Origin of the sequence: Microcoleus sp. B6-A1 (genome assembly GCF_036705085.1) — a bacterium.
Lineage (GTDB): Bacteria > Cyanobacteriota > Cyanobacteriia > Cyanobacteriales > Microcoleaceae > Microcoleus.
This window is the reverse complement of the sequence record NZ_JAUBTU010000004.1, coordinates 20,219-44,798: the sequence shown is the minus strand read 5'-3', so window position 1 is coordinate 44,798 and position 24,580 is coordinate 20,219. Positions and strand designations below refer to the sequence as shown.

Sequence of the window (24,580 nt, the reverse complement as noted above, 5' to 3'; positions counted from 1 at the left end):
TTTAACTAGACAATAGTCGGATAGCGATCGCCCTTGAGTTTTCGAGGCCAAGGGGCGATCGCTTTTCCGTTTGTACATCCTCAGCATAGTTCATTTTCTGAATTTAGTCAACTGCCAAGATCAAATAATTTACCGTAGCGGTTAATTAAAGGAGAGTGAAGGTTGCGGGATGGTAACATCAGCTTGCAAAGTCCAGGCTATTAATTGAGCATCAACAGTGGTCATCCGTTGGAAATTGGCAGTTGTAATGGCCGAGCGAAATATCAGCAATAAAGAGTTGGCTGCTTTGGTGGGAATGCACCCAACTTCGTTTTCGAGACTCAAAACCCGCCGTCGCCTCACGAGAATTGACGAATCCACTCTCAATGCTCTGTGCAAAGCACTAAACTGCCAACCGGGCGATTTAATGGTGTATGAGGAAGACCAGCCCGATCGCACTTAAAAAACCGACTGCGGTTAGGAGTAGGGTTGACAGCGACGCACACTACACATTCGTGAAGCGAAGCTATCCCGTAGGGAATCGCACAATTTCCACTGCAAAAACGCGAGCAAACTCAGCGACAAGGATCGATCGCACTCGATCGACCTCAATTCCGGGGATAAACTGCTCTAAACTGCCAACAGGTCGATCGGGAATGCCGCAAGGTACAATTTGCCCAAAGCCTGCGAGATCCGGACAAACATTTAAAGCAAAACCGTGCATCGTAATCCAGCGGCTGACTTTAATGCCGATCGCACCTACCTTGCACCCATCCACCCAAACCCCAGTCATACCGGGAACCCGCGAACCCTTCAACCCGCAAACTTCCAGCACCCCCAGCAGCACTTCCTCCAACTGCCGCAAATACCAGTGCAAATCTTGTTGGTGACGGCGCAAATTTAAAATCGGATAGCCCACCAATTGACCCGGACAGTGGTAAGTCACCTCGCCGCCCCGCTCAACTCGGTGAAGTTCCGGCTCAGTTTGACTTGGGTCAAATTTCAGAAATTCCAGCTTTGATCCCAGTCCCAAAGTGTAGACCGGCGGGTGTTCCAGCAAAATCAGGACATCTGGCAAATCTGGCCTGTCGCGCCGTTCTTGCACGAGTTTTTGCTGGATTTCCCAAGCTTGGGAGTAGGGCACAAGTCCCCAATCGAGGAGCAAGCAGGGTTGTGCATTTAGTGGTTGATGGATTAGAGGAGAAACCATGCAAAAAATCAATAGTATTTTTACGGAATATTGGCCCAGCTTAAATCAAGAATTGTCAACATATAATAAAAGATTTGGAAGATAAGTGTTTTCGAGAATACATAGTGCTACTGTATAAAATATACCGAAGTTACAGAAGGGAGGGAGCTCTATGAAGCTTGTTATCCAGGGTAAAAATATAGAAATCACCGATGCGATTCGCGAGTACGTCAATCAAAAGGTGGAAAAGGCAGTTAGCCATTTTCAAACTTTGACGACAGAAGTGGACATACATCTATCGGTGGCTCGTAACCCCAGGATCAATCCTAAGCAGACTGCTGAGGTGACAATTTATGCTAACGGCAGCGTGATTCGGGCTGAAGAAAGCACGGAAAGCCTGTATGCCAGCATAGATTTGGTTGCCGACAAGATAGCTCGTCAACTGCGGAAATTTAAGGAAAAACGCCACGACAACAAGACCCAAAGTAGTGCCAAAACGGTTACGGTAGTTGAAGAACATCCTGTAGTAGCGGATCTGATTGGCGATCGAACTCCCGAACTTCCTGCTGAGGTGGTACGGACTAAGTATTTTGCTATGCCTCCAATGACTGTGCAAGAAGCTTTGGAACAATTGCAGATTATCGATCACGATTTCTATATGTTCCGTAATTCGGAAACAGGCGAAATTAACGTACTCTACGAACGCAAGACTCACGGTGGCTATGGAGTTATCCAACCCCGCCACAGCAACGGTAACGGTAATAGCAAAAATGGCAAAACTGCCGAAAGCGCTACATCTGAAAAATCGAGTGTTGCAAAAAGCTAGATAATTGCTGAGTGCTAATTGTTAATGGCTGCAAGCCGTTAGCAAAAAAGGACTAAAGTCCTTACTACGAACCACGAGTTTTTAGTAATGACTTTAGTCCTTTCTTGTTTTTTAATATCATGATTCGTAGTCAGGACTTTGCGGATATTTTCTAGAGAAAATGGATGAACAATTATGCTATTGGAGTTAAGACAATTAAAGATTCAACCGGGTCAGCAATTACTGGTTGAGGATGTTAACTGGCAACAATTTGAAAGTATTTTGGCGGAATTGGGAGAACGTCGTGCTTCCCGACTTTCCTATAGTAACGGACGGTTAGAAATTATGGTTCCTCTGCCCGAACATGAAAAAGCCAAGGAAATTATTGGCGACATGGTAAAAATTTTGTTGGAAACACGACAAATAGCATTTGAGTCATTAGGTTCGACAACGTTGAAAAATGAACGCATGAGTCAGGCTGTAGAACCGGATACCTGTTTTTACATTCAAAATCAAGCAGCAGTTATAGGTAAAAATCGCCTCGATATGAGTGTTGATCCACCCCCAGATTTAGCGATAGAAATTGATCTCACCTCTCGCACGCAGTTGGATAATTATCAAATTCTAGGAGTGCCGGAACTTTGGCGATACGCACGGCGAGGGCTACAAATCAACGTCTTGCAAGCCGAACAATATATTGAGTCTGATGTGAGTCCCACTTTCCCCAATATCCCGATTGTCCAACTGGTGAATCAGTACACTCAGCAGAGTCAAGTTGCTGGTAGAACCCACGCTATTCAAGCTTTTAAAAATTGGGTACGGGAAAACCTCTAGTCTGAGAATTTCCGTTCTCACTAAAAACCTTTAGTTCGCAATCAGGAATTTAGTTTTTTATGGTTTTTTAGACAATGAGGCATGAGGACTCTCGTCCTCACTACCAACAATATATTTAAGCAAATCCACCTAACTTTTAATAGCTTCCAAAGTTTTGAGTGCTTCTGCAACGTGTGCTTTGAAGTCTAACATGGAGTCAAAAATATGCTTGACAACGCCTTCTTTGTCAATGACATAAGTTACTCTACCGGGCATAATCCACAGGGTAGCTGGAACTCCGTATAATTGCCGCACTTTGTTGCCAGTATCGCTCAGTAGTGTAAAGGGTAGCTGATATTTTGCAGAAAATTGTTGGTGCGATTGTTGCGAATCTTCGCTAATTCCTATGACTTCTGCACCTGCGTCTTTGAAGACTTCGTAGCTATCTCGAAAAGCGCAAGCTTGGGTGGTGCATCCGGGTGTGTCGTCTTTGGGGTAAAAGTAGACTATGACGTTTTTTTTACCTTTAAAATCTTTGAGGCTGACTGATGTGCCAGTTTGAGATGGTAAGGTAAAATCGGGTGCGGTGTCTCCTACTTTGACTGTCATGTTTTTTTAACTTAGTAGATGTGTTGGCGTGAAATTTTAACTTTTGTTATTGTACTGTTTTTTGTGACCAATAGTTCGTAGTTGCGATCGCCCGGTTCGGTATCATCCCATTTTTGCTTTCTCGCACTGCTAAAAAAAACCGTTTTTACAAAATCTGGATGCAGCCGACGATTCGCAGTTACGGGGATTAATTGAAGAGGCTTTATTGAACCGCACATCCACGGGGATTAACGAAGATTCTGATTAACAATGGGAGGGGCTGCGCTGAATCTTTACCACAAAGTTAGTTGTTATCGGCCTTTAGTTAAATTTTTTAATTCCCGCCAGATTGGAGGAATTTGACCGGAGTGTGTGCGGGGCTGGGTGAGGATTCCTTGAGTCGGACTGAACAGTAATGATAGCACAAAGAATCCCGATGCAACTAAAACTATTGCGGGCCCGGATGGCAAGTTATAAAAGTAGCTGAGATACATTCCGCTAATGCTGGAAATAACTCCAATTATTGCGCCTAAAATCATGACTTGGTGCAGGCGAGTGACTAGGAGATAGGCGGTACTTGCGGGTGTAATTAATAGGGACAAGACTAGCACTACGCCAACGGCTTTGAGGCTGGCAACTATTGTGAGGGCGATGAGTACCATCAGTCCGAAGTTGAGGAGGTTTACTGGCAAACCTGTGGCTTGGGCTCCTAATGGATCGAATGTGTAAAATAGCAGTTCTTTGTAAAAGAATACTACAACTAATAAGACTACGGCTACTATGACGGCTGTGTCGATCGCATCTTGGGGGGTAACGCCGAGGATGTTGCCGAAAAGAAAGTGGTTGAGGTCGATTTTGTTGTCTTTTTGGACGATCGTAATTAGGGTGATGCCGAGGGCGAAGAATGCCGAAAATACGATGCCCATTGCGGCGTCTTCTTTGATTGTCGATCGAGCTTTGATCCAAGCTATGATTACTGTACTCAAAACTCCGGCAATGAAAGCGCCGATAAAAATGTTTGCTCCGAGGATAAATGCGATCGCCAATCCGGGCAAAACCGAGTGGCTGATGGCGTCTCCGAGCAAGGCCAGCCGCTGTACCATTAGGTAGCTGCCGACGATCGCGCAGACGATGCCGACGAGAATGGCAATTATGAGCGATCGCTGCATGAATCCGTACTGCAACGGCTCAATTAAGGTTTGTAGCATAAAATTATAACATCACAGTTAACTAATGACTAACAACCAAAGCAACCGGGTTTAAGGGGAGATCGATCGTTGCCAAACCCAATATTACCCAAGAAACTGGGTTCAAAAGCGTAACTCGTAGATTAATGACTGCTAGCTAATTAAGCGGCTTGTCCGGCAAAAAACATTACTTGTCCGCCGTAGGCGCGGTAAAGGTTTTCTTGGGTTAGCACTTCTTGGCGGGAACCAGCGGCAATCACTTCTGTATTTAGCAAAATTAAATCGTCAAAATTGGTGATTGATTCGCCTAAGTCGTGGTTGACTACTAAGACTATTTTTCCGGCATTAGATAGCTGGTGGAAGATGTCAAAAATGATATTTTGAGTTTTTTGGTCAACGCCGACAAACGGCTCATCAAAGCAGAAAATAGCGGCTTCTTGGGCTAATGCTCTCGCTAGAAATACTCGCTGTTGCTGTCCACCGGAAAGTTGCCCGATCGGTCTGTCTTTGTAAGCAGTCATGCCTACTCTTTCTAAGGCATCGGCAGCGGTGCGGCGACTAGCTGCCGAAAAGCGGCGAAACCATCCGGCTTTTCTGACTCTTCCCATCATCACGACATCCCAAACGGTGGCGGGGTAGTTCCAGTCAATTTGCGATCGCTGGGGCACGTAGGCTACTGTTTCGAGTCGATCGGCGATCGCTTCTTCGCCCCAGGTAACAGTGCCGCGAGCTGCGGGAATTAAGCCCAACATTGCTTTGATTAGGGTGCTTTTGCCGGCACCGTTGGGGCCAATAATACCCGTCAGCCTTCCCGGTTTGACGGAAAGATTGATATCTCTGAGTGCCTCTACCGTGCGGTAGTTTACTGCTAAGTGCTTAACAGCGATAATTTCAGTGTCGGTAGCGCTGTCTTTGAGGTGGCAAACCATTTTAGACCAAGGATTCTCGTTGGGGAAGGCGGCGGTATTCATGGTGGTGAGTCTATCTCCTTTTTATTAAGTTTACTGTAAAAATGAAAAGAATATGAAATCATCGGTAAATAGGAATAATCTGGAACGCACGAGAGGTAGATAATGGGACACTGCAAGCTCGAAACCCCTCAAACCATAGGTTTGGCGGCGAAAATCTCAAGTCGGTTAAAACTCATATCTTCCACAATTCTCAATAACAGGCAAGATGCCTGTTCCACAAAGAGTGAGTTTTCTTGTGGGGTGGACATCCTGCCCGCCCAGAACGGGCAAGATGCCTGTTCCACAAAGAGTGAGTTTTCTTGTGAGGTGGGCATCCTGCCCGCCCAGAACGGGCAAGATGCCCGTTCCACAAAGAATCAGTTTTCTTGTGGGGTGGGCATCCTGCCCGCCCAGAACAGGCAAGATGCCCGTTCCACAAAGAATCAGTTTTCTTGTGGGGTGGGCATCCTGCCCGCCCAGAACGGGCAAGATGCCCGTTCCACAAAGAATCAGTTTTCCTGTGGCACAGGCATCTTGCCTGTTCCTAAGCAAGTAATTGAGAATGGTGTCAGATGTGAGTTAAAACCGACGGCAATTGTGAAGCAACTTGATAAAGGAGAGTTTAGCCGTGAGTCGGGGATTGAAACCGCCGCCCCTGGATGGGACAAGTCCAAGGCATTTTGGATTAGAACTATTGCTTGCGGCATTTTGACTGTGGGTTTATTTAGTTGCGCTCAAACTCAGGGCGATCGCCTCTCTCCACAGGCAGATGCTAAACCGAAGGTAGTTGCTACGAGCACAATTATTGAGGATTTGACCGATCGAGTAGCGGGAGGCGAAATTCAGCTAACAGGAATTTTGCAGCCGGGAACCGATCCTCACGTTTACGAACCGGTGCCAAAAGATTCTCAAGCCTTAGAACAAGCTAACTTAATTTTATATAACGGTTACAATTTGGAACCGGGATTAATTAGGATGATGAATGCCGCCGGAATTAAGGCACGGAAATTAGCAGTGGGGGAAGTTGTCAAGCCTTTGCTACTGAATAAAGAAGGCAATACCGTACCCGATCCGCACGTTTGGGGAAATGTGGAAAATGCAGTTCAAATGGTGGAAGCGATTCGGGATGCGCTAATCGAACTATCGCCGGAAGATCGGGAGAAGTTTACGCAGAATGCTGTGAAACTTACTGAAGAGTTAAAACGCTTGGATAGTTGGATCGAAAAAGAGATTAAAACTATCCCCGAAAAGCAGCGCAAATTAGTCACAAGTCACGATGCTTTTCAATATTACAGCCGCGCCTACGGATTGGGAGAGGCTAACAGTTTGATCGGGATTAGTACCGAGGAACAACCGAGCGCTCAAACGGTGCAGAAGTTAGTAGAATCGGTGAAAGCTGCCGGAGTTCCTGCTATTTTTGCCGAGACAACAATTAACCCGCAACTGATTAGAACAGTGGCGGAGGAAGCGGGGGTGAAATTGGCGGCGCAGCAACTTTATTCAGATTCGATTGGGGCGGCGGGAAGCGAGGGCGATTCTTATGTGAAAATGATGTCTGCTAATACTCGCGCCATCGTCGAAGCTTTGGGGGGGAAATACACGCCGTTTGAAGTTAGCAAGTAGTAAGTATAGCCTTTCTCGGTAACATGAGGTACCCGACGTGCATAGGGCATAGGGCATAGGGCATAGCTCACTTTCTTGAGAACCGCTATATGGTGCGTCAGAATAGTTTTATTTTCTGTGCGGATAGGGTGAGGGCTAACTGATAGCCGTTTCAAACAAGAATGCAACTGTAGGTAAATTCCCAACCCCGATAGTCATCCTTGATTCCCAATCTAAAATCTAAAATCTAAAATCTAAAATCGTCTGACGCACCTACAAGTTTCAGTTTACCTGCTTCGACAAAATTAAATTGAGTACGTTCAATTCGTTGGAACTTAAAAGATATTTATCTGTAAAAATCTTTTCTCGACTTTGCTCTAAACTGTAGCTTCTAAACAGGATAAATGGGAAATCTCGATACTTGTGTCCGATCGGCATTACACTATCTACAGGGTAGATCGATCGCACATAAGCCGACAAAATATCCCGAAACCGCCTATCTTCCGGTTCTTCCAGTTGGCTGTCAGCAAAATACTCCTGCATCTCCTCCCCGCTGACAAAAGCAAACAGCGGTATGGCATAATAGCGATCGAACTGCTGACTCTGCTCTTCAAAATACTGAGTTTTCTCGACTTCGCCGTTGAGAAACTGCAAAAGCTCGATCGCACCTCCTCTTATAGCCGATATTACATTCTCCGGGGACGAATCGCTATCCCTAATTTGACGCATTTTGGGCAGCAACTTCTTCTCTAGACATTCCTTAATTTCTCGATGAAGCCGCATCTGGTATGTTTCTACCAAAGTGCGATCGGCTAGAGGTACGATCAACAAACTACCGCAAACATGACCGAGTTCTAAATTATCATAGCTCAACAAACCATCAAGAGGATTGCACTTCTCCAAAAATTTACGATTAAAATCATCCCGCATTTCCAGGTAAGAGTTGCCCTTTTGACGCGAGTTATCAGAATTCGTCAAAACAAACTCCCCGCGACTCAAAAGCTGTTCCAGACTCGTATAAACCTCCTTAAACAACATATTTCCTCGCTGGCTCTCGCTCTTTAATGTCTTAATTAGAGCCGCCATTTTGCTGCTAAAAGTATCCCCTACTGCGGAAACCGACTTACCGCCGATGGGAATGATCAAAAACTTTTCCCTACCTAAATAACCGTATCCCGAAATTCGCGTCATCACCGCCGTCTTCAGAATTAGCAATAAATTCAACAAACTCAATTTGCTTTCTTGCAGGGAAAGTTCCGCATCATCAGCGTAATAAACTGCCGTATCAGATAGGTAAAAAACCAATTCTTTGTCTTCACCATCAAGGGTTTTACCGTTATCATATTCTCCGCGTCCCCGATAAATCACCTGTATGATTTCCATCAGATTTTTCTCAATTTGGAAGCGGGGAATATCCACTAAAATATGCTTAGTTTTTGGGAAAGAAAGTCCACGACTTCCCGATGCAGTCATAAAGATTACTGTAGCTGTATTTTTGTATTTCTGTATTTTTTCTTTCTCCTCTTCCGAGATATTAGCGTGGACTTCCAGATAATCGGTAAACTGCTCAAACTTTTCGCGACTATCTTTAATTTTTTCAATTAATTCTGCCAATCTTTGCTTGTTTTGAATATATACTATAATTTGTTCCACACCGGGGATTGCTAATCGCTGATTGATATCCTCAATTATTTCAGACTGTACCCGCTTGACTAAATTACTATTCTGTTTTAAAGGCGCATTTTCACTGTATTTAACAGTTTCGACAAATACCTTATAAGTTATCTCTAAACTGCCCGCCGGGTAGGAATTCGCATTAATCACCTTTGCAGCTAGATTGTTAAATTTAAAAGGAATGACTTGTAAAGGTTGAATTTCTTCCGAATCTTTCGCTAACTTTTTAAAATAGATTTTGTCCGGTTCCGGTGACGTGTTATCAAGGTGTTGTTTGATGACATCGCAGTCCACAATCGAAGCATCGGCGACAATAATTTTAGTATTAAAACCATGTTCCAGCTTGTGCAACTCATGTTTTTTGACAATTTTGGCAATTCCGGCTAAAAACTCAACGCCACCATCATCTCCCGTAATTTCATCTATCATAATGAAAATATGTTTGATGCGACTGGATATTTCTTGCATCTTAGCGGGAATGACCCGTTTGTCCCGTTTATTGTAAGTATCTTGAAAAATTTTATCTAAATGCTCTAGGGTATTTTGTCGGTTTTCTTTCATCTTCACCGATTGAATAGAAACGGTAGCTACGATATTATTAGATACCTGGCAATTTATCAGCGCGTATATACCTTCGCAAATGCTCTTAAGCACTCCATTTCCTTTGGAATTAATGGGTTTAATTACTGTTTCTCCCTTTTTTTCAAGTTCTGATTGATGATATTCCGTCCTCTTAATTTCTGAATCATCCTTGAGGAAGCGAACAGCTTTTTTTGTCAAATCTTCTCGATATTTATTCGATCCGTACTTGACGGTACAGTGTCCTGAATTACTTTTGATGATATCGGCGTTAGTGTTGATACAAAATAATCGATCGTTGCACAGCAAACCCGTATTTTTATCTTGGAATTTTTCGATAATATCCAAGTTTACTTGCTTGCGGGGACTGACGTACAGGAATAAGAAACCGTCCTCGATATGGCTTTTGAGGAAATTGGCGATCGCAGTTGTTTTCCCAATTCCCGGATTCCCCGTCAAAAAGATATAACTTTCATCAGATTGAAGCGCTTTCACAATCAATTCAGCGTGACCATTTCGCAGGTCTAATCCGCGAGAAATTTGCAAGTCATCTGCCAGTTTATCTGATATAATATCTATGGAATTAACAAAGTTATCGATCCGTTCTGTATGAGGTACAGGTTCAGTGACATTTTTCCCAATTTCTAACAGAGAATCAACAAACTTTTTGCCTTCTTTGAAACTGCGAGCCACGTTGAGTTGAATAACCTTTAAAACTTCGGTGCGAGCATCACTAATCTCTTTACCTTTCGCTTCATTCTGGTAAATGTGGGCACAAGTTGCTAATAACTTAATTTTGTCCGGGCGTAGTGAAATAGCGCTAATATTGCGATCGCCATAACCAACCACATTAAACAAAACCTCAGCATCACTTGAAATTATACCTGTTTGTTGTAGAAATCCATAGAAGCTGTGAGCGTAGCTACCCGCCTGAATCAGCTTAGCACTTTCCTTATCCTTATACTTAAAAGCTGTAAAATAGCGTTTTAAATCCTCCGAGAAATCCACACCCAAAGTGCTGGTATCCATCCGCAGATTAGAAAACACACTTTTCGATCGCAAATAGCTAATTTCTCTCATCAAATATTTTCGTATCACCTCTATTTCATTGATATCCTCCGGTTTTGGAGCTAGCGTCGGAGAAAACACAGACAAATCAACACAGAGAATTCTAAACTCATTTCCAGACTGTAACAACATCAGCGTATCAGCCTGCAAAAACTCACCCTTTTTCGAGTAGCGGCGGATGTACGAGTTAATCTCATCATCTGATAAACTAAGTTTGGCAGTTGTCAACTGAGACAATAGCTCTTTAAACGCTTCTTTATCACCCTTGTTATAGGTTCTGATACTATTAGCATCACTAAAACTGCACTGACAATACACAATTTTCAACCGCTGCAAATTCCAGCCAGTAGATTTGACGTACTCCCGAAAAAAATTCAACCCACCCAAAAAACCTTTTTGGACAAAGAACAAACTCCATTTTTCAACTATCTCAGCATCTAAACTAGCCAGCAGATTGGCTTCCCTGACGATTTCCGCCGTCATCTTTGGCAATTTGAGTTTATGCAAATCGAGACGGTAGGAATCACCAAAATTGTGACTTAAATTTTCCCGCTGAATATATGCCAGAATCCCGATATTGAATCCTAGTTCAAACAGCCTTCCAAAATCTTCACTTATCATAATTGTGTACTTCCTTTAGTGACATTTAATACTTCTCTTACCTTATTCAAAAAAGCCAGCGAGTTAAAATCCGCACTCCCGCCTCCATGACTAAACACAGATAGAGTACCAACTGAATCATCGCCGATAATATGAGCGTAGGGATCGAGTTTCAAACTAATCTGTTGACGGGCTTCATACCTAGAAAAGTGGAAGATGGTTAAATAGTGCAGTAAAGTATCTTTAATTTCACCATCGTACATCAGACCTTGGCGAATATCTTGGTCATCCAGAATGCCTTCGTATATATTCAACAGTGTCGAGTAAGAAATCACACCGTTGTAAAAGTTCTTTTCCCCTTGCTCTACTTTGATACCATTAAACAGATTAAAAAACATCACAGCTTGTTGACTGGGATCTTTTGATAAACTTTCCAGTTCCGTTGTATCCTGAATGTAGAAAGATTCTCCCTTGTGTTGTTTAGGACTGCGGACGTAATATTTATCAAAAAATACCGGATAAATCCTGATATCTTCTCGCTCTCCTTTCAACGTTTTGATTAAGCTTTTCGACATGAAAAACAATTCCTCATCTTCATCCGTCTGGGTAATGTGCAGCGTGCTCGTATAAGGTGCTTGTGCAATATATAGGAAATTGCGATATCCATATTTATATAGCTGACTGACGGTATCTTCGAGGATTGACGGTTGACTGTAAAGGTGTTGAACGCTGTAGTTTTCGGACAAAGTTTTCAGCATTCCGACTTGAATTGTATCCTCTGATAGGCGTTTAATTCCGGCAACTTCGCCTAACAAACAGGTTTTTCTCTGAAAGCGATCGCTATTACCTTTTCTTGCATCGCTTTCGCAACTGGAGACGACAATAATTGCTAAATTGTCCAACTCTGGAGATAGTGGAACATTCCGAAATTTAAACTTTTTAGGCAAAATTGAATACAGGGAACTCAAACCGTTGCGGATACTGTAGCCATTTGCTTTTCCCTTGATGCGAAACCCTTGAGAAGTCGATCGGTATTTTTCACTAAAAAGATGAGACAATGTTTTGGAAATGTTAGCCATAAACTTTTCCGACGGCGAAGGGTTATTGTGGTCGCCTTCGTGAAGTCTCACCATCGGAATAAACAAATTCTTTTTTGCTTTATTTAACAATATTTCTAGGCAAACATAAGACAGTAGCGAAACAGCAAATTTGTAAACAAACGCTGCATCCGATTTCAAACCATCCTTGCTGTCTAAACGTTTATTGTTATAACGAAACAACAGCAATTTATACTGTTCGCAAAAACTGCTGCTATATACACTCATCATAGTTTGTGGAACCCACATTACAGGCAAAGCATCGATGCCCTTAATATTATATTCTAGACTGAAATTTTGGAATTGATCTGTAGGAAAATAGCGGACATCTTCGATGGTGATAGTGACTGGTAGTTGACAGATAGCTGTTTCGTTGATACTAGATTGTTCGACGGCAATATACTGAAGTGATTCTTTAGGATTTCGTTGCAGAACATCATTGAAAAATCTACCTTGGGTTGAATCACGCTCCAGGTCTTCTAGGATGCCTCTTTTGACGCTTATATGCCGCGGTTCTGTGCGAGTTGGCAAAATTGTTTGCCTGTCTAGAAAGTTTTTTAATAGTTGCTTGAGACGGTTTATTTTAAATTCAACATTATATTCATTCATCCCTCTTTTGATACCTCGAAATATCCCCTTTTTCTTTTCTTCATCCGAACCTCGCAGTACAGAAATGACTGATTCAAACCTTTGTTTCGGATCGTAAGTTAGTTCAGAATCAGGGTTATAATCCGGTGCTAAAGGATTGCTGTGAGAAGCAAATACAAAATAGTACAATAATGCTATTTTCAATACTTTGCGAATGAATGTTTCGCTAGTGTAACTATCCGCTAATTCTGCTTTGTGTTCATCACTGTCAGGATTTAGCAAATTCAGATTATAATCAAATACAGGTTCACCGCCACGGGCTTGAACTTCGTTGCCAAATTTTAGTTTTAAACCGAAAATATATTTACGTTCGCTCAGAGGGGTGTCTGTGGTTTCTCCTAAATAACCTGCTACAATCGGAATGATGGGAAGCGCATCTAAAACTTCTGCTCTCGAAAACATATCTTGATAATTAACTGAGACACCGGCATAATTGACATTATAATATCCATCTTCTCTAGTGCCATCGCCAATGTATGCTTCGAGCAACCTAATCCGCCGGATCAAGTCTTCTAAGTAGATGATACCAACACTATCTGTGCTGTTAGTGCGGATGTGTTCTAGCAGGTACTCCAAGTAGGTAATTTTAGCTTCTTTTTTGAGCTTCCCTAGAGTTTCTTTGTCTACAAGTTTGAGCAATTTGTGGAAATCAGAATTTTTATCTTTAACCATCTCATCAAGACGATGATGCAGTTCTTGTTTATCACTTTCAGTGTCAGCATTTTCATTAATGTAATTCTCTAAACCCTCCTTCAGTTGTTGCTGAAAGATGTCTGAATCTCGCACAGCAATCGTCAATTTATGCAGCTTCAAAATTGCCAATGTCCCAACAGTATTTGGGCGGTGCAATGTTAGCTTCTTTTTTGCTAAGGTAGGAGAGGATTTGGCAAAATCGTATTTAAAACCTAAGTCGGTACCATTTCCCTGAAAATACCGTGATTCTAAAGGCTCAATTAAACTAGCGACGAAATCGGCAATAGCATCATTCCCTCCCACGAGTGATGCTATATGTTGTCGCAAACATTGTCTAATTAGTCTTATTTGACTGCTAAATTGAGTTTCAAGTTCGGGAGTGAAATTGACTGTAGCAGAATGTGCTAAACGTTCAAAACCACCCAAAGGATGTCGCACGTTCATACTCGATATTTGAGCAGCAATGGCATCAATATCTATGAGCAGACGGCGGCGGTCATCTGATACGCTAAACGGGTTTTTCCCCTGCAAAACTTCTAAAATATTGTCCAGCAAATCGCCATAGTCCACTGGAACTAAATCGCTGTCATCCAATCTTAAGAGGTTCACCCTGTTAACTCCTTCAAAAAGCTTGAATCCACTCTTTCACATCGTACTCAGTCCAAACCCCATTTACCCAATAAGGATCGGCTTCCACCAATTGTCGCACGGCCGCCTCATCTTCCGCTTCGTAAATTGCAAAAACTTTTGTTAAATCTTTTGTAGGCCCGATCGTACTTAACACCCCCGATTCCTTCTGCTTAGCCAATCCGGCTAAATGAGCGTCTCGAAACGGAGCGCGTTTTTCGAGAACGTCTTCGCAGTAACTTCCCCACATCACATATTTGGTCACGGTTTTGAGCCTTAGATGAATTTGTTTAAAAGTTATTGTACAATAAGAGTAAGAGGTTTTAACTAAAATTTTAAGAAGAAGATTAATGAACCGCAGAGGGCGCAGAGGGCGCAGAGGAAGAGGGGAAAGAGAGAGGATTATTAGATAGGAGAAGATGGCTATGACTTTATTAGACATTCGTTTGTTGACGGTTGAAGAATATCACCGAATGGCGGAAATTGGGATTCTTGACGCAGATGAACGAGTCGAATTACTGGGAGGACAGATAGTAAAGATGGCAGCAAAAGGAACCGCACACGGTGCAGCGTTGAAACGGACTGTAGAGCTATTACAGAACCTTTTATGGGGGTTGGTACTGCTAAGCATACAAGATCCTGTTCGGTTAAATGATTTCTCGGAACCGGAACCTGACATTGCTTTACTTGTGCGAGATCCACTTTACTATGAAGACCGCCATCCAACTCCGTCTGAAGTTTATCTGATTATTGAAGTAGCCGATACTACGCTGAGAACAGATTTGGGGATTAAAGCAAATCTTTATGCTCAATCTGGAATTGCAGATTATTGGGTTTTGGATGTTAATAATCGGCAACTTCACGTTTTTCGAGAACCGAGTCAGGATGGTTATCTGAGTCAAGTGATTCTGGCGGATGATGGGAGTATTTGTCCTTTGCGATTTCCTGATATTTCCTTCGCTGTGCGGGATATGTTGCGGCCGTTGGTGTCAATTTAACGCTTTTTCCCTGAGTCCGCCAGGGAATTCATTCCCTGGCGGTTTCCATTGGTGAGTAGCGGCCTATTTTAGCTTCTCAAACTAACGCCGAATTTCTCTACTAAAACATCGCGAACTTTTTGTTGGGCTGGTTCGACATCGGTTTCGCTCAAAGTTCGATCGCCCGCGCGGTAAATTAACCGAAAAGCCAAACTGCGCTGTCCCGCCGGTACGTTGTCGCCCCGATATTCGTCGAACAATTCCACTGAATCCAGCAAACTACCCGCCGCCTTTTTCATCGCACTCTGCATCTCAACAACCGGAACTTCAACTGGTGCGAAAAACGCAATGTCTCTGTCTGAAGCGGGGAAACTCGAATAACCCGCGAATTTGCGAGTTAAGTTGTTCGATCGCCCTAATTCACCCAACAGCACCGCTAAATCTAATTGAAACACGTAAACCTGCTCAGGCAAATCCTTTTCCTGCTGCAATTGCGGGTGCAACTGTCCAAAAATTCCTAAATGTTTCCCGTTTAACGATAACGCAGCGGTGCGGCCCGGATGCAGCCTTGTGGGGCGGGCATCTTGCCCGCCACTAATAGGATAAACATCCTGTTTACCATCATCTTGTCGATATTCCACCGCCAAAGCCAACCCCTGAAACACGCTTTCCAAAACCCCCTTGGCCTCAAACCAAGTCAAAGGTCGATCGCGCCCGGACTGCTGCCATTTCCACACAGTCGGATCGCCGCCGATAATCCCCGCAACTGCATCGGCTTCCTTCATTGCATCCTCATCTTTCCAGAAAATGCGGCCGACTTCAAAACCGTTGAGTGCCCCATTTCCCTGTTCCAAATTGTACTGGAAAGCATCAATCAAACCCGACAGCATTTCTGTCCGCAAAGCCGAATACTCCACAAACAGCGGATTCGCCAGCACAACCTGATTGTCTCCCTCTGTTTTCACCAAAGAATAGTGCATCAACTCGGTCAAACCGGCCGCCCGAAAAGCCGATCGCACATTCCGAATTGCCGCATATTCTGGTGACAGATAACCTGGTTCCGTTTTGCTGGGCAAAGTATCGCAGAAATTGTCATAACCGTGGAGTCTGGCAACTTCTTCAATTAAGTCAATTTCCCTTTCTAAATCTCGGTAGCGGTAAGGAGGAACAGTTATCGCAAACACCCGTTCTTTTTCCGTTGGAACAACTTCGCATCCCAAAGCTGTGAGAATGTTTTTCACCTCTTCCGGTTCCAGATATTTAGAACCGCCCGTTTGTCCTCTTTTCAACTGCCCCAAAACCAGATTTACTCGGTCTAAACGCAATTCGAGCGATCGCGAAAAACTCAAATCATCCCCCGAACTCGCCGTTTTCTGCACCGTCGCAGTGCCTCCAGCCAACTCCAAAATTAGAGCTACAGCGCGGTTGCAGGCCGTCGTCAATGCCGCCTGATTCACCCCCCGTTCGTAGCGGATCGAAGCCTCGCTCCGCAAGCCTTGAGCGCGCGCAGAACGGCGAATCGTTGCCTGGTCAAAGATCGCTGCTTCCAAAACTAAATTTTGCGTTCCTTCGTGAACTTCCGTGTCTTCGCCGCCCATTACTCCAGCTAAGGCAACAGGTTTGTCGCTAGCAGTAATTAACAGATTTTGAGCTTGCAAATTGCGGTTTTGTCCGTCCAAAGTTTTGAAGGATTCCCCTGTTTTGGCAAAGCGGACACCGATGCTGATATCTTGAGTACCCGTGAAAGATTGTAGGCGATCGCGATCGAAAGCGTGCAGCGGCTGGCCCCATTCCAGCAAAATGTAATTAGTCACGTCAACTACATTATTAATCGGCCGCACTCCCGCCGCCTGCAACCGCTGCTGCAACCAAGCTGGAGAAGCAGCAATTTTTACACCTTCAATTGCCGTGCCGATGTAAATTGGGCATCCTTGCGCTTGGGATATTTCTACTGCCAAACCAGGACTTTCTTTGCCCTCAATCGCCACACCATTCGCTTCGGGAATTCTCAAACTCGCCCCAGTCAGCGCCGCCACTTCCCGCGCTACACCCACCATGCTCAAAGCGTCAGCACGGTTGGCAGTTGCTGTCAAGTCTAAAATCACATCGTCTAAACCCAAAAGTGGGCGAATATCGCTGCCCAATTCGGGATTTTCTAACTCGAAAATGTGAATGCCCGCTGACTCTTTCGCCAGTCCCAATTCTGCCAGAGAGCAAATCATTCCTTCGGAAGGAACGCCGCGCAATTTAGCAGGTTTAATCTTTAAATCAATAGTCGATAAAAAAGTTCCTACAACAGCGACAGGCACGTAGATGTCTGCCCTAGCGTTGGGTGCGCCGCAAACAATATTCAGAGCTTCTGAAGAGCCGACATCCACTTGACAAACTCTCAATTTGTCTGCATTCGGATGCTGTTCGCAGGCGATGATTTTGCCCAAAACTACGCCGCTTGCCCAAGGGCGGCGGTCTTCGATTTCTTCAACTTCAAAGCCTGCCATTGTCAGGGTTTCGGCTAATTCTTCCGGCGATATCGCCACATCCACCAATTCCCGGAGCCAGTTTAGAGAAATACGCATAATTTAGTCAGTAGTCAGTAGTTAGTTGTCAGTAGTTAGTTGTCCGTTGTCCGCCCCGGCGAACTTCGACTGTGTAGCCTCAGCATAAATTATCGGACACTCATACCACATTAGTTTATTTTTGTCAACACATTTTTGTGATTGACGCAAAAACGAGCGATGAGTCCAAAGGTCACTAATTGGTGACAAATTAGTAACATTCTCAAAATAGAATGAGGTATGCTAGAAGTATCTGACAGGACAAAGAGCATCTAAATTTAGCTCAATAGCTTTCATCTCCGCACTCTATCCGATCGAGGATGAGTGGCGGGATAAAAGCCCGCCCATCAAGGGGGTTCGAGGCCCCGTAGATGGACAATTATTTTTTATTTCAAGACTAACTTTCAAGCATGGTATAATTATGGCATGATTACAGCATATAAATACAAATTACGTCCTAACTCATGGCAAGCCAATCAATTTGATGAGTGGCTTAATTTGTTGCGGATGCAGTATAACTATAGGCTGTCAGAGCGTTTTAACTGGTATGAGTCCACTCGTTGCCCTCTCGATTCATGCTCTCTGGTATCATGCAGTATTGCTCCCATACTCGAACAGCCAGATTATTACTGGCAAAAGCGAGACTTACTCAATACCAAAAAGCTATTTCCTGAGTACAGACAGATTCATTCTCAGGTATTGCAGAATTGTGTTGAGAAAGTTAAAAAAGCTTTTGATCGATATATCAAGGCTGACAAAACTGGTCAGCGTTCTGGCAAGCCAAGATTTAAAGGGAAAGGTAGATATCACAGTTTCACCTATAGCCAGATGAAACAGGACTGCATCAAAGGTAATCGCATCACTTTACCGAAAATTGGTGACGTGAAGATTATCTTGCACCGTCCTATTCCCGATGGATTTAAAATCAAAACTGTTCAGATTGTCAAAGCTGCGGATGGTTACTATGTCACCTTGACTTTACAAGATGTCACCGTGCCAACCCTACGCTATGATATCAATCTCGATCGTGCAGTTGGTATTGATATGGGACTCAAGGATTTCTTGATAACCAGTGATGCTGATACTGTAACCATTCCTCAGTTTGCTAGAAAAGCCCAAAAGGATAAAAAACTGCGAAATAAATCTGTCTCTCGCAAAAAGAAAGGCAGTAATCGCAGACGAAAAGCTGTTAAACGTCTTGCTAAACATCATCAAAAAGTGGCAAGGCAACGCAGAGACTTTCATTGCAAGACTGCAAAGCGATTACTAGACAAATACGACCTAATTGGCTTTGAAGATTTGAATGTCAAAAGTTTGGCTAGAACTAGGATGGCAAAGTCAATCCTAGATGCTGGTTGGAGTGAATTCCTATCTATTCTGGTTTGTAAGGCTGAAAGTGCTGGCAAATTGGCTATAGCTGTGAATCCAAATGGCACTACCCAAAATTGTTCTAGTTGTGGTACTCGCATCCCTAAAACTATTGCCGACAGATGGCATAGTTGCCATGTCTGCGGTCTTGAACTAGATAGGGATGTGAATGCTGCAATTAATGTCAAGAATATTGCTGTCGGGCGGACAGTGATTAAAGCTCAGCGTGCTTCCGATGCAGATGCAGGATTAGCTGAGAAGCCCACCCTATACTCGTCCGCGAGTTAGGGTTGGGAGTCGTCACCAAGTCTTTAAACTATCTTCAAGGATAATCTACCGAAAAAACTCACAGCAGCGAGATAATCAAAATAGGGAAAAGATATCGGCCTAATAGACTTAGGTGCAATTCCAATTCGCAACCGGACGCACGGCCCGCCGGCAAATGATAGATCAGTATTTCTACCAGAAGCAGGAACAGGCAATTTGTGCGTCGATCGACGCTGACAAGATCAGAACAACATAGGCAAACTCAATCAACATGAGCTACTGCGTAAATCCGGGCTGTCCACATCCTCAAAACCCTGCTGACTCTATTCTCCAATGTCAGACGTGCGGTGCGCGGTTATTGCTGCGCGCTCGCTACCGAGTCATTGAACCGTTAGGACAAGGAGGTTTTGGAGCTACATTTCTGGCAAAAGACATCTCATTGCCCGGTCAACCGAGTTGCGTGGTCAAGCAACTGCGACCCAGTAGTTCGTCGCCGCGAGTTTTAGAAATGGCGCGGGAATTATTCAAGCGAGAGGCGAAAACCCTCGGCCAACTGGGCGACCACCCGCAAGTACCGAGGCTGCTAGACTATTTTGAAACGGAACAGCAATTTTACTTAGTTCAAGAGTATGTTAAAGGCTCGACTTTGAAACAAGAAGTCAAGCACTCAGGCCGTTTCAACGAATCGGACGTTAAAAATTTTCTATTAGAAATTCTGCCAGTAGTGCAATATATCCACAGCCAAGGAGTAATTCACCGAGACATCAAACCCGCAAATATTATTCGCCGAATTCAAGACGGCCACTTAGTTCTGATTGACTTCGGAGCGGTAAAAGACCAAGTTAGCCAAACAATATTATTAGACCCCGCAGACCAAAGCGCCAACACGAAATTTTCAGTTGGCACATTTAGTTTTGCCCCCCCGGAACAAATGGCGCTGCGGCCGATATTTGCCAGCGACATCTACGCGGTGGGCATGACTTGCTTGTACTTGCTGACAGGAAAATCGCCCAAGGATTTAGATTTTGATGGAGTTACCGGCGAAATTGTTTGGCAGCCCCACGTTCAGGTAAGCCCAAATTTTGCGCGGATTCTCGAAAAAATGCTGAAGCCGATGGTTGGCCACCGCTTCCAATCGGCAGCAGATGTCCTCAGAGCTCTCTCTGGCCAATTTGAAGACCCAAGTCTTATGGATGGCTTGGCAACTCAATTCAACGGCTCTTCTCGTGCAGTTGAAGAACCGACAATATTTAATGACGAGGGTTCTTCGTGGTCACGGCCTGAGAGCAAAATTAATCAAGATTTACGCTCGAACCACACCCGCGCTGGTAAAACTTCCTTCAGCCAATCTGGGAACACGGGGATGCAGCCGAGAGTTTCCCGGACTCTGGCTGAGTCAGGCAGAACTTTCGGAACGGTTGGACATTCTAGCGGCAATTTAGCAGCGTCAAAGGTATCGAAAGTTGCTCCTAAGTGGGACACGAACAGCTTGCGAGCGGCATATTTTAAAGGCAAGCGCGATTTTGCTGACTGCGAACTGTCTGGCCTACAACTGCAAAAATTGCAGTTAGCGGGAAGTAATTTTTATCAGGCTAGGTTGGTGAAGGCAAATTTGCAAGCAGCGGATTTGTCGGGGGCGAATTTGGGTCACGCCCGGTTAATTCAGGCGAATTTGCGAGATGCTAATTTGACTGAGGCTTATTGCAGCACTGCCAATTTTGAAGGCGCGGATTTCCGAGGTGCTGACTTGACGGGGGCTTATTTGACTAAGGCGAATTTGCGGGGAGCAAATTTGTGCGGGGCGAATCTTACCAACGCTACAGTTTCTGACGAACAACTGGCAATGGCAAAGACCAATTGGCTTACTGTTAAGCCGGATGGTAAGCGGACTTTTGGATTTTAAGAAGTCATTAGTCATCAGTCATCAGTCATCAGTCATTAGTCAGAAGAAGGAAGAAGAAAAAATGCTCCCACTCTCCCACTCTCCCTCTCTCCCTCTCTCCCTCTCTCCCCCTCTCCCCTACTTCCAACTCCCCCAGTCAGGTGAGTCGTCAGGAGGAAGCCCGATCGCCGATGGGCCGCCTAAATTAAAAACTAGGAATGGAGGATTCGATCGCACCTAAACATGAAACTGCTCAACCGCCGCACTCGAACGCTTCTGTACACCGGCATCCTGGCGCTGGCCTACTTTGTTACCGGAAAACTCGCAGCGTCGATGCTGGGACTGGTGAAAGCCGAACCCTCCCCCGTGTGGCCGCCCGCCGGTATTGCTCTAGCGGCACTGCTACTGCAAGGGCGACGGATGTGGCCGGGAATTGTCCTCGGTTCAGTGCTGTTAAACTCTACCGGCGGTGTACCGTCGGCTGTGATTGCCACATCGGCCTTTAGCGTCACCCTGCAAGCGCTGGCTGGAGAGGCTTTGCTGACTTGGAGCGGATTTTCTACCAAACTCGATCGACTGCGAGATGTTCTGGCTTTAGTAGCGGGCGCTGTCATCGGGTCTACTCTTGTGGGTTCTATCCTCGGCAACTTGGGTACGTGCATTTTTGGTTGGGCTCAGTGGAGCAATTTCTCTCGCAACTGGTGGACTACGTGGCTCGGAGACGGCATGGGAATTTTGATTGTCACGCCTGTGCTGCTGACTTTGAACCACGCCGTTAACAGTTTTAAATTTCCACTAAAACTGAGAGCTTTCACTATTCTCAATTACTTGTTTAGGAACAGGCAAGATGCCTGTTCCACAAGAGATGAATTTTCTTGTGGAACAGGCATCTTGCCTGTTCTTGACAATGGTGTTAATTGTGAGATTAAACCGGGGATTATTTCAAGATTAAAATCATTTTTTAACGGGGACAATTACCAATCAAAATTTACAAATTATTCAAGCAGGTTTCCTGCACCTGAAACCCGCTATAATGTTCTATTTTTAATTATTAATTATTCAGAAGTAGCGCTGTGGCTGACTCTCTTGCTGAGCGTGAGCTGGCTGTTCTTTTGCTCAAAAACACAAGCGGCGATCGCTCTGTATCCGCTGGAGTATCTGCCTTTTCCTCTGATAGTTTGGGCCGCCCTGCGCTTTCAACCGCCGGGAGCGATTTTTGCTTATTCGATCGTCTCTTACATCGCGATTTGGGGAGCAGTGCAGGGAGGCGGCCCGTTTTTGGCCAAAAGCGATAATCTCAAACAGGCGGTTTTATTTTTACAAGCTTTTACCGGTACGATCGCCCTAGTGGCTCTGATGTTGGCCGCCGCCGTAGCAGAACGCCAGCAAGCGCTCTTTGAGGTGCGCCGCACGGCCGCCATGCTGCGCGATCGCGAAGCTAGTTTAGCCAACGCTCAGCGCATCGCTCAGTTGGGAAATTGGGATTTAAATTGCGCTGCCCTCACAGCAACTGACAACTGCCAAGAATCCGCAGAAGATCGTATATCCAATATCGAATTGCGGTGGTCAAACGAACTTTACCGCCTCTTGGGTTTTGCTCCGGGAACTGTCAAACCCACACCAGAAGTTTTTTTGCAGGCTGTACATCCAGAAGACCGAGAATTGGTGGCGCGAGCGCAGCGCCAAGCTATGTTTGAGCGCCAAGCCTATTGCATTAACTACCGAATTGTGCTAGCAGACGGCTCCGAACGCACTGTCTGCGAACAGTCGGCCATTCAGTCAGGGGCGATCGCCGCGACAGTCCAAGACGTTACCGAACGCCACCGCGCGGAAACCGCTTTGCGGGCGTCCTCCGATCGCGATCGCTTGCTCTCAGAAATCGCCCTGCGAATTCGCAACTCCCTCGACCTCGAAGAAATTCTCAATACTACTGTTGCCGAAGTCCGGCAATTTTTCAAGGCAGACCGCGCTTTCATCGGTATTGTGGACGCGGACGGGGTAAATCTTCCTAGCCCGGTGTACGGTAAGGTTGTGGCTGAGTCTGTGGCAAGCCAATGCCGTTCTCTTTTGGGGTGGGTACTCGCTGACGAGAATCACCTCGAAAGCCAGAAAACTTTTTATGCTAACAACCGCGTCCGAGCTCTCTCCGATACTGCTAGCGTTCAACTCAGCGTTCCAATTGCCCAATTGTACAGCGACTATCAAATTAGAGCGACGTTAAATGTGCCGATCTTCCTGGGGGATGAATTGTTCGGGATCTTGGCCGTCAACCAGTGCTCCGGGCCCCGCCAGTGGCAGGAATTTGAAATTGATTTGTTGGAAAAACTCGCTACTCAAGTGGCGATCGCTCTACAGCAAGCCCAACTTTTGCAGCAGGTAAAAGCTCTGAATGCCAACTTGGAATCTCAAGTCGAGGAACGCACCCGCCAACTACAGCAAAAAATGCACGAGTTGCAAGAAAGCAACCGCCTGAAAGACCTATTTTTGCACGCAGTTTCTCACAATCTCCGCACTCCTGTTATGGGAATGTTAATACTACTGAAAAATTTGCTCAACAAATCGGCCTCTGACTCTCTACAAGATGTTCCCGTTTCTCGATCGATTTTGCAGCGCATCGTTCAGGCCAGCGAACACCAGTTGACTATGGTTAATGCCCTGCTCGACGCTCACGCTAGCGAGGTCAAAGGTATTGTTCTCAATACTGTACCGCTGCATTTGCCGTCTTTAGCTTCAGCCATTGTTGCCGATTTAGAACCGATGCTGGCCAAAAATCAAGCAACTTTGACTCAGGAAATACCAGTGGATTTGCCACAAGTCAAGGCCGATCGCCAACACTTGCAGCGGGTCCTAGAAAATCTGTTGACTAATGCTATTAAACACAATCCTCCGGGAGTCAATATAACTTTGAAAGCCGAGGTAATTGAAGTTGAAACAGCGCTAAGTTATGAAGAAAATTTACATGGTTTAACATCGCCCAATAATCCGATCGCCCGCTGTATCGCTAACCGGATACCTGCTGCGGACGATCGTCCTAGGATAGGCGAGACCACCCAGAAAAATCAGGAAGCCCTGGCCAAATTTAACCTCGACGGCAGTTGCAAAATGCCCCGCTATCAGGGCCAAATTGGCAATATCGGCAGCAAATTGCCCGGAGTCACCGTAAAAATGGTTCGCTGTACTGTAACAGATAATGGAGTGGGAATCAGCGCCAAACAGCGGGAATCTCTATTTGAACTTTACGTTCACGACCCTAATAGCCGACAATTAACAGGGCTGGGTTTGGGCTTGTACCTCTCCAAGCAAATTATCAAAGCTCACGGCGGCGAAATCGGCGTCGAAAGCACTCCCGGAGGTGGCTCGACTTTCTGGTTTTCGCTACCTGCTGTCAACTCAGATGAGCCCTCTTTCTCAATCTAAAATCTAAAATCTAAA

16 protein-coding genes are annotated in these 24,580 nt (G+C 44.9%); 8 read left to right on the top strand and 8 right to left on the bottom strand.

The genetic code is table 11. The features are described from left to right. The first annotated feature begins 217 nt into the window (after positions 1-217). Positions 218-442, top strand: a complete 225-nt coding sequence (locus QUB11_RS02190) for a helix-turn-helix domain-containing protein (RefSeq protein WP_333053918.1) — start codon at positions 218-220, stop codon at positions 440-442. A gap of 63 nt (positions 443-505) precedes the next feature. On the opposite strand, the gene lipB is transcribed toward QUB11_RS02190, so the two are convergent. Next, positions 506-1,189, bottom strand: coding sequence for a lipoyl(octanoyl) transferase LipB (gene lipB, locus QUB11_RS02185; RefSeq protein WP_333389564.1), 684 nt, complete (start codon positions 1,187-1,189; stop codon positions 506-508). Between the two features lie 151 nt (positions 1,190-1,340). On the opposite strand from lipB, the gene hpf reads away from it, so the two are divergent. Continuing rightward, entirely contained in the window at positions 1,341-1,994 is a 654-nt protein-coding gene (gene hpf / locus QUB11_RS02180) for a ribosome hibernation-promoting factor, HPF/YfiA family (protein ID WP_333203687.1), read from the top strand. 174 nt (positions 1,995-2,168) lie between these two features. Continuing rightward, a complete protein-coding gene (locus QUB11_RS02175) occupies positions 2,169-2,807 on the top strand; it encodes a Uma2 family endonuclease (RefSeq protein ID WP_333203689.1) in 639 nt (212 codons plus the stop codon). A gap of 129 nt (positions 2,808-2,936) precedes the next feature. Here QUB11_RS02175 and QUB11_RS02170 read toward each other — a convergent pair whose 3' ends face one another. The 3 genes from QUB11_RS02170 to QUB11_RS02160 all read right to left on the bottom strand — a co-directional run bounded on the left by QUB11_RS02170 (position 2,937) and on the right by QUB11_RS02160 (position 5,532). Continuing rightward, positions 2,937-3,395: a peroxiredoxin gene (locus tag QUB11_RS02170; protein ID WP_333203691.1), complete on the bottom strand. Its 459-nt coding sequence runs from the start codon at positions 3,393-3,395 to the stop codon at positions 2,937-2,939. A 290-nt stretch (positions 3,396-3,685) separates the two neighbouring features. After that, on the bottom strand, positions 3,686-4,582 hold the full coding sequence (locus QUB11_RS02165; RefSeq protein ID WP_333389562.1) for a metal ABC transporter permease: 897 nt from the start codon (positions 4,580-4,582) through the stop codon (positions 3,686-3,688). A 140-nt stretch (positions 4,583-4,722) separates the two neighbouring features. Continuing rightward, on the bottom strand, positions 4,723-5,532 hold the full coding sequence (locus tag QUB11_RS02160) for a metal ABC transporter ATP-binding protein (RefSeq protein WP_333389560.1): 810 nt from the start codon (positions 5,530-5,532) through the stop codon (positions 4,723-4,725). 102 nt (positions 5,533-5,634) lie between these two features. Between QUB11_RS02160 and QUB11_RS31230 the strand changes: the two genes are divergently transcribed. Continuing rightward, entirely contained in the window at positions 5,635-7,134 is a 1,500-nt protein-coding gene (locus tag QUB11_RS31230) for a metal ABC transporter substrate-binding protein (protein ID WP_445300846.1), read from the top strand. A gap of 261 nt (positions 7,135-7,395) precedes the next feature. Here the strand turns inward: QUB11_RS31230 and QUB11_RS02150 are convergent, their stop codons facing one another. Genes QUB11_RS02150 through QUB11_RS02140 form a run of 3 tightly spaced genes read right to left on the bottom strand, consistent with a single transcriptional unit; the run spans position 7,396 to position 14,364 of the window. Then, complete coding sequence (locus QUB11_RS02150) at positions 7,396-11,055, bottom strand: helicase-related protein (RefSeq protein WP_333389558.1); 3,660 nt, start codon at positions 11,053-11,055, stop codon at positions 7,396-7,398. Then, positions 11,052-14,081: a hypothetical protein gene (locus QUB11_RS02145; protein ID WP_333389556.1), complete on the bottom strand. Its 3,030-nt coding sequence runs from the start codon at positions 14,079-14,081 to the stop codon at positions 11,052-11,054. Before QUB11_RS02145 ends, QUB11_RS02150 begins: the two co-directional genes overlap by 4 nt. A 13-nt stretch (positions 14,082-14,094) precedes the next feature. Further along, positions 14,095-14,364, bottom strand: a complete 270-nt coding sequence (locus QUB11_RS02140) for a YciI family protein (RefSeq protein ID WP_190741349.1) — start codon at positions 14,362-14,364, stop codon at positions 14,095-14,097. 160 nt (positions 14,365-14,524) lie between these two features. Here QUB11_RS02140 and QUB11_RS02135 point away from each other — a divergent pair, with 160 nt between their 5' ends. Further along, positions 14,525-15,097, top strand: a complete 573-nt coding sequence (locus QUB11_RS02135; protein WP_333389554.1) for a Uma2 family endonuclease — start codon at positions 14,525-14,527, stop codon at positions 15,095-15,097. Positions 15,098-15,165: 68 nt separating this feature from the next. On the opposite strand, the gene pheT is transcribed toward QUB11_RS02135, so the two are convergent. Continuing rightward, positions 15,166-17,652, bottom strand: a complete 2,487-nt coding sequence (gene pheT / locus QUB11_RS02130; protein ID WP_333389552.1) for a phenylalanine--tRNA ligase subunit beta — start codon at positions 17,650-17,652, stop codon at positions 15,166-15,168. A gap of 405 nt (positions 17,653-18,057) precedes the next feature. On the opposite strand from pheT, the gene QUB11_RS02125 reads away from it, so the two are divergent. From QUB11_RS02125 to QUB11_RS02115, 3 genes are all read left to right on the top strand, one after another. Then, a complete protein-coding gene (locus tag QUB11_RS02125) occupies positions 18,058-19,287 on the top strand; it encodes a transposase (RefSeq protein ID WP_333143046.1) in 1,230 nt (409 codons plus the stop codon). Positions 19,288-19,537: 250 nt separating this feature from the next. Next, complete coding sequence (locus QUB11_RS02120) at positions 19,538-21,169, top strand: serine/threonine-protein kinase (RefSeq protein ID WP_333389550.1); 1,632 nt, start codon at positions 19,538-19,540, stop codon at positions 21,167-21,169. Between the two features lie 222 nt (positions 21,170-21,391). Further along, on the top strand, positions 21,392-24,565 hold the full coding sequence (locus QUB11_RS02115) for an MASE1 domain-containing protein (RefSeq protein ID WP_333389548.1): 3,174 nt from the start codon (positions 21,392-21,394) through the stop codon (positions 24,563-24,565). Positions 24,566-24,580: the final 15 nt, after the last annotated feature.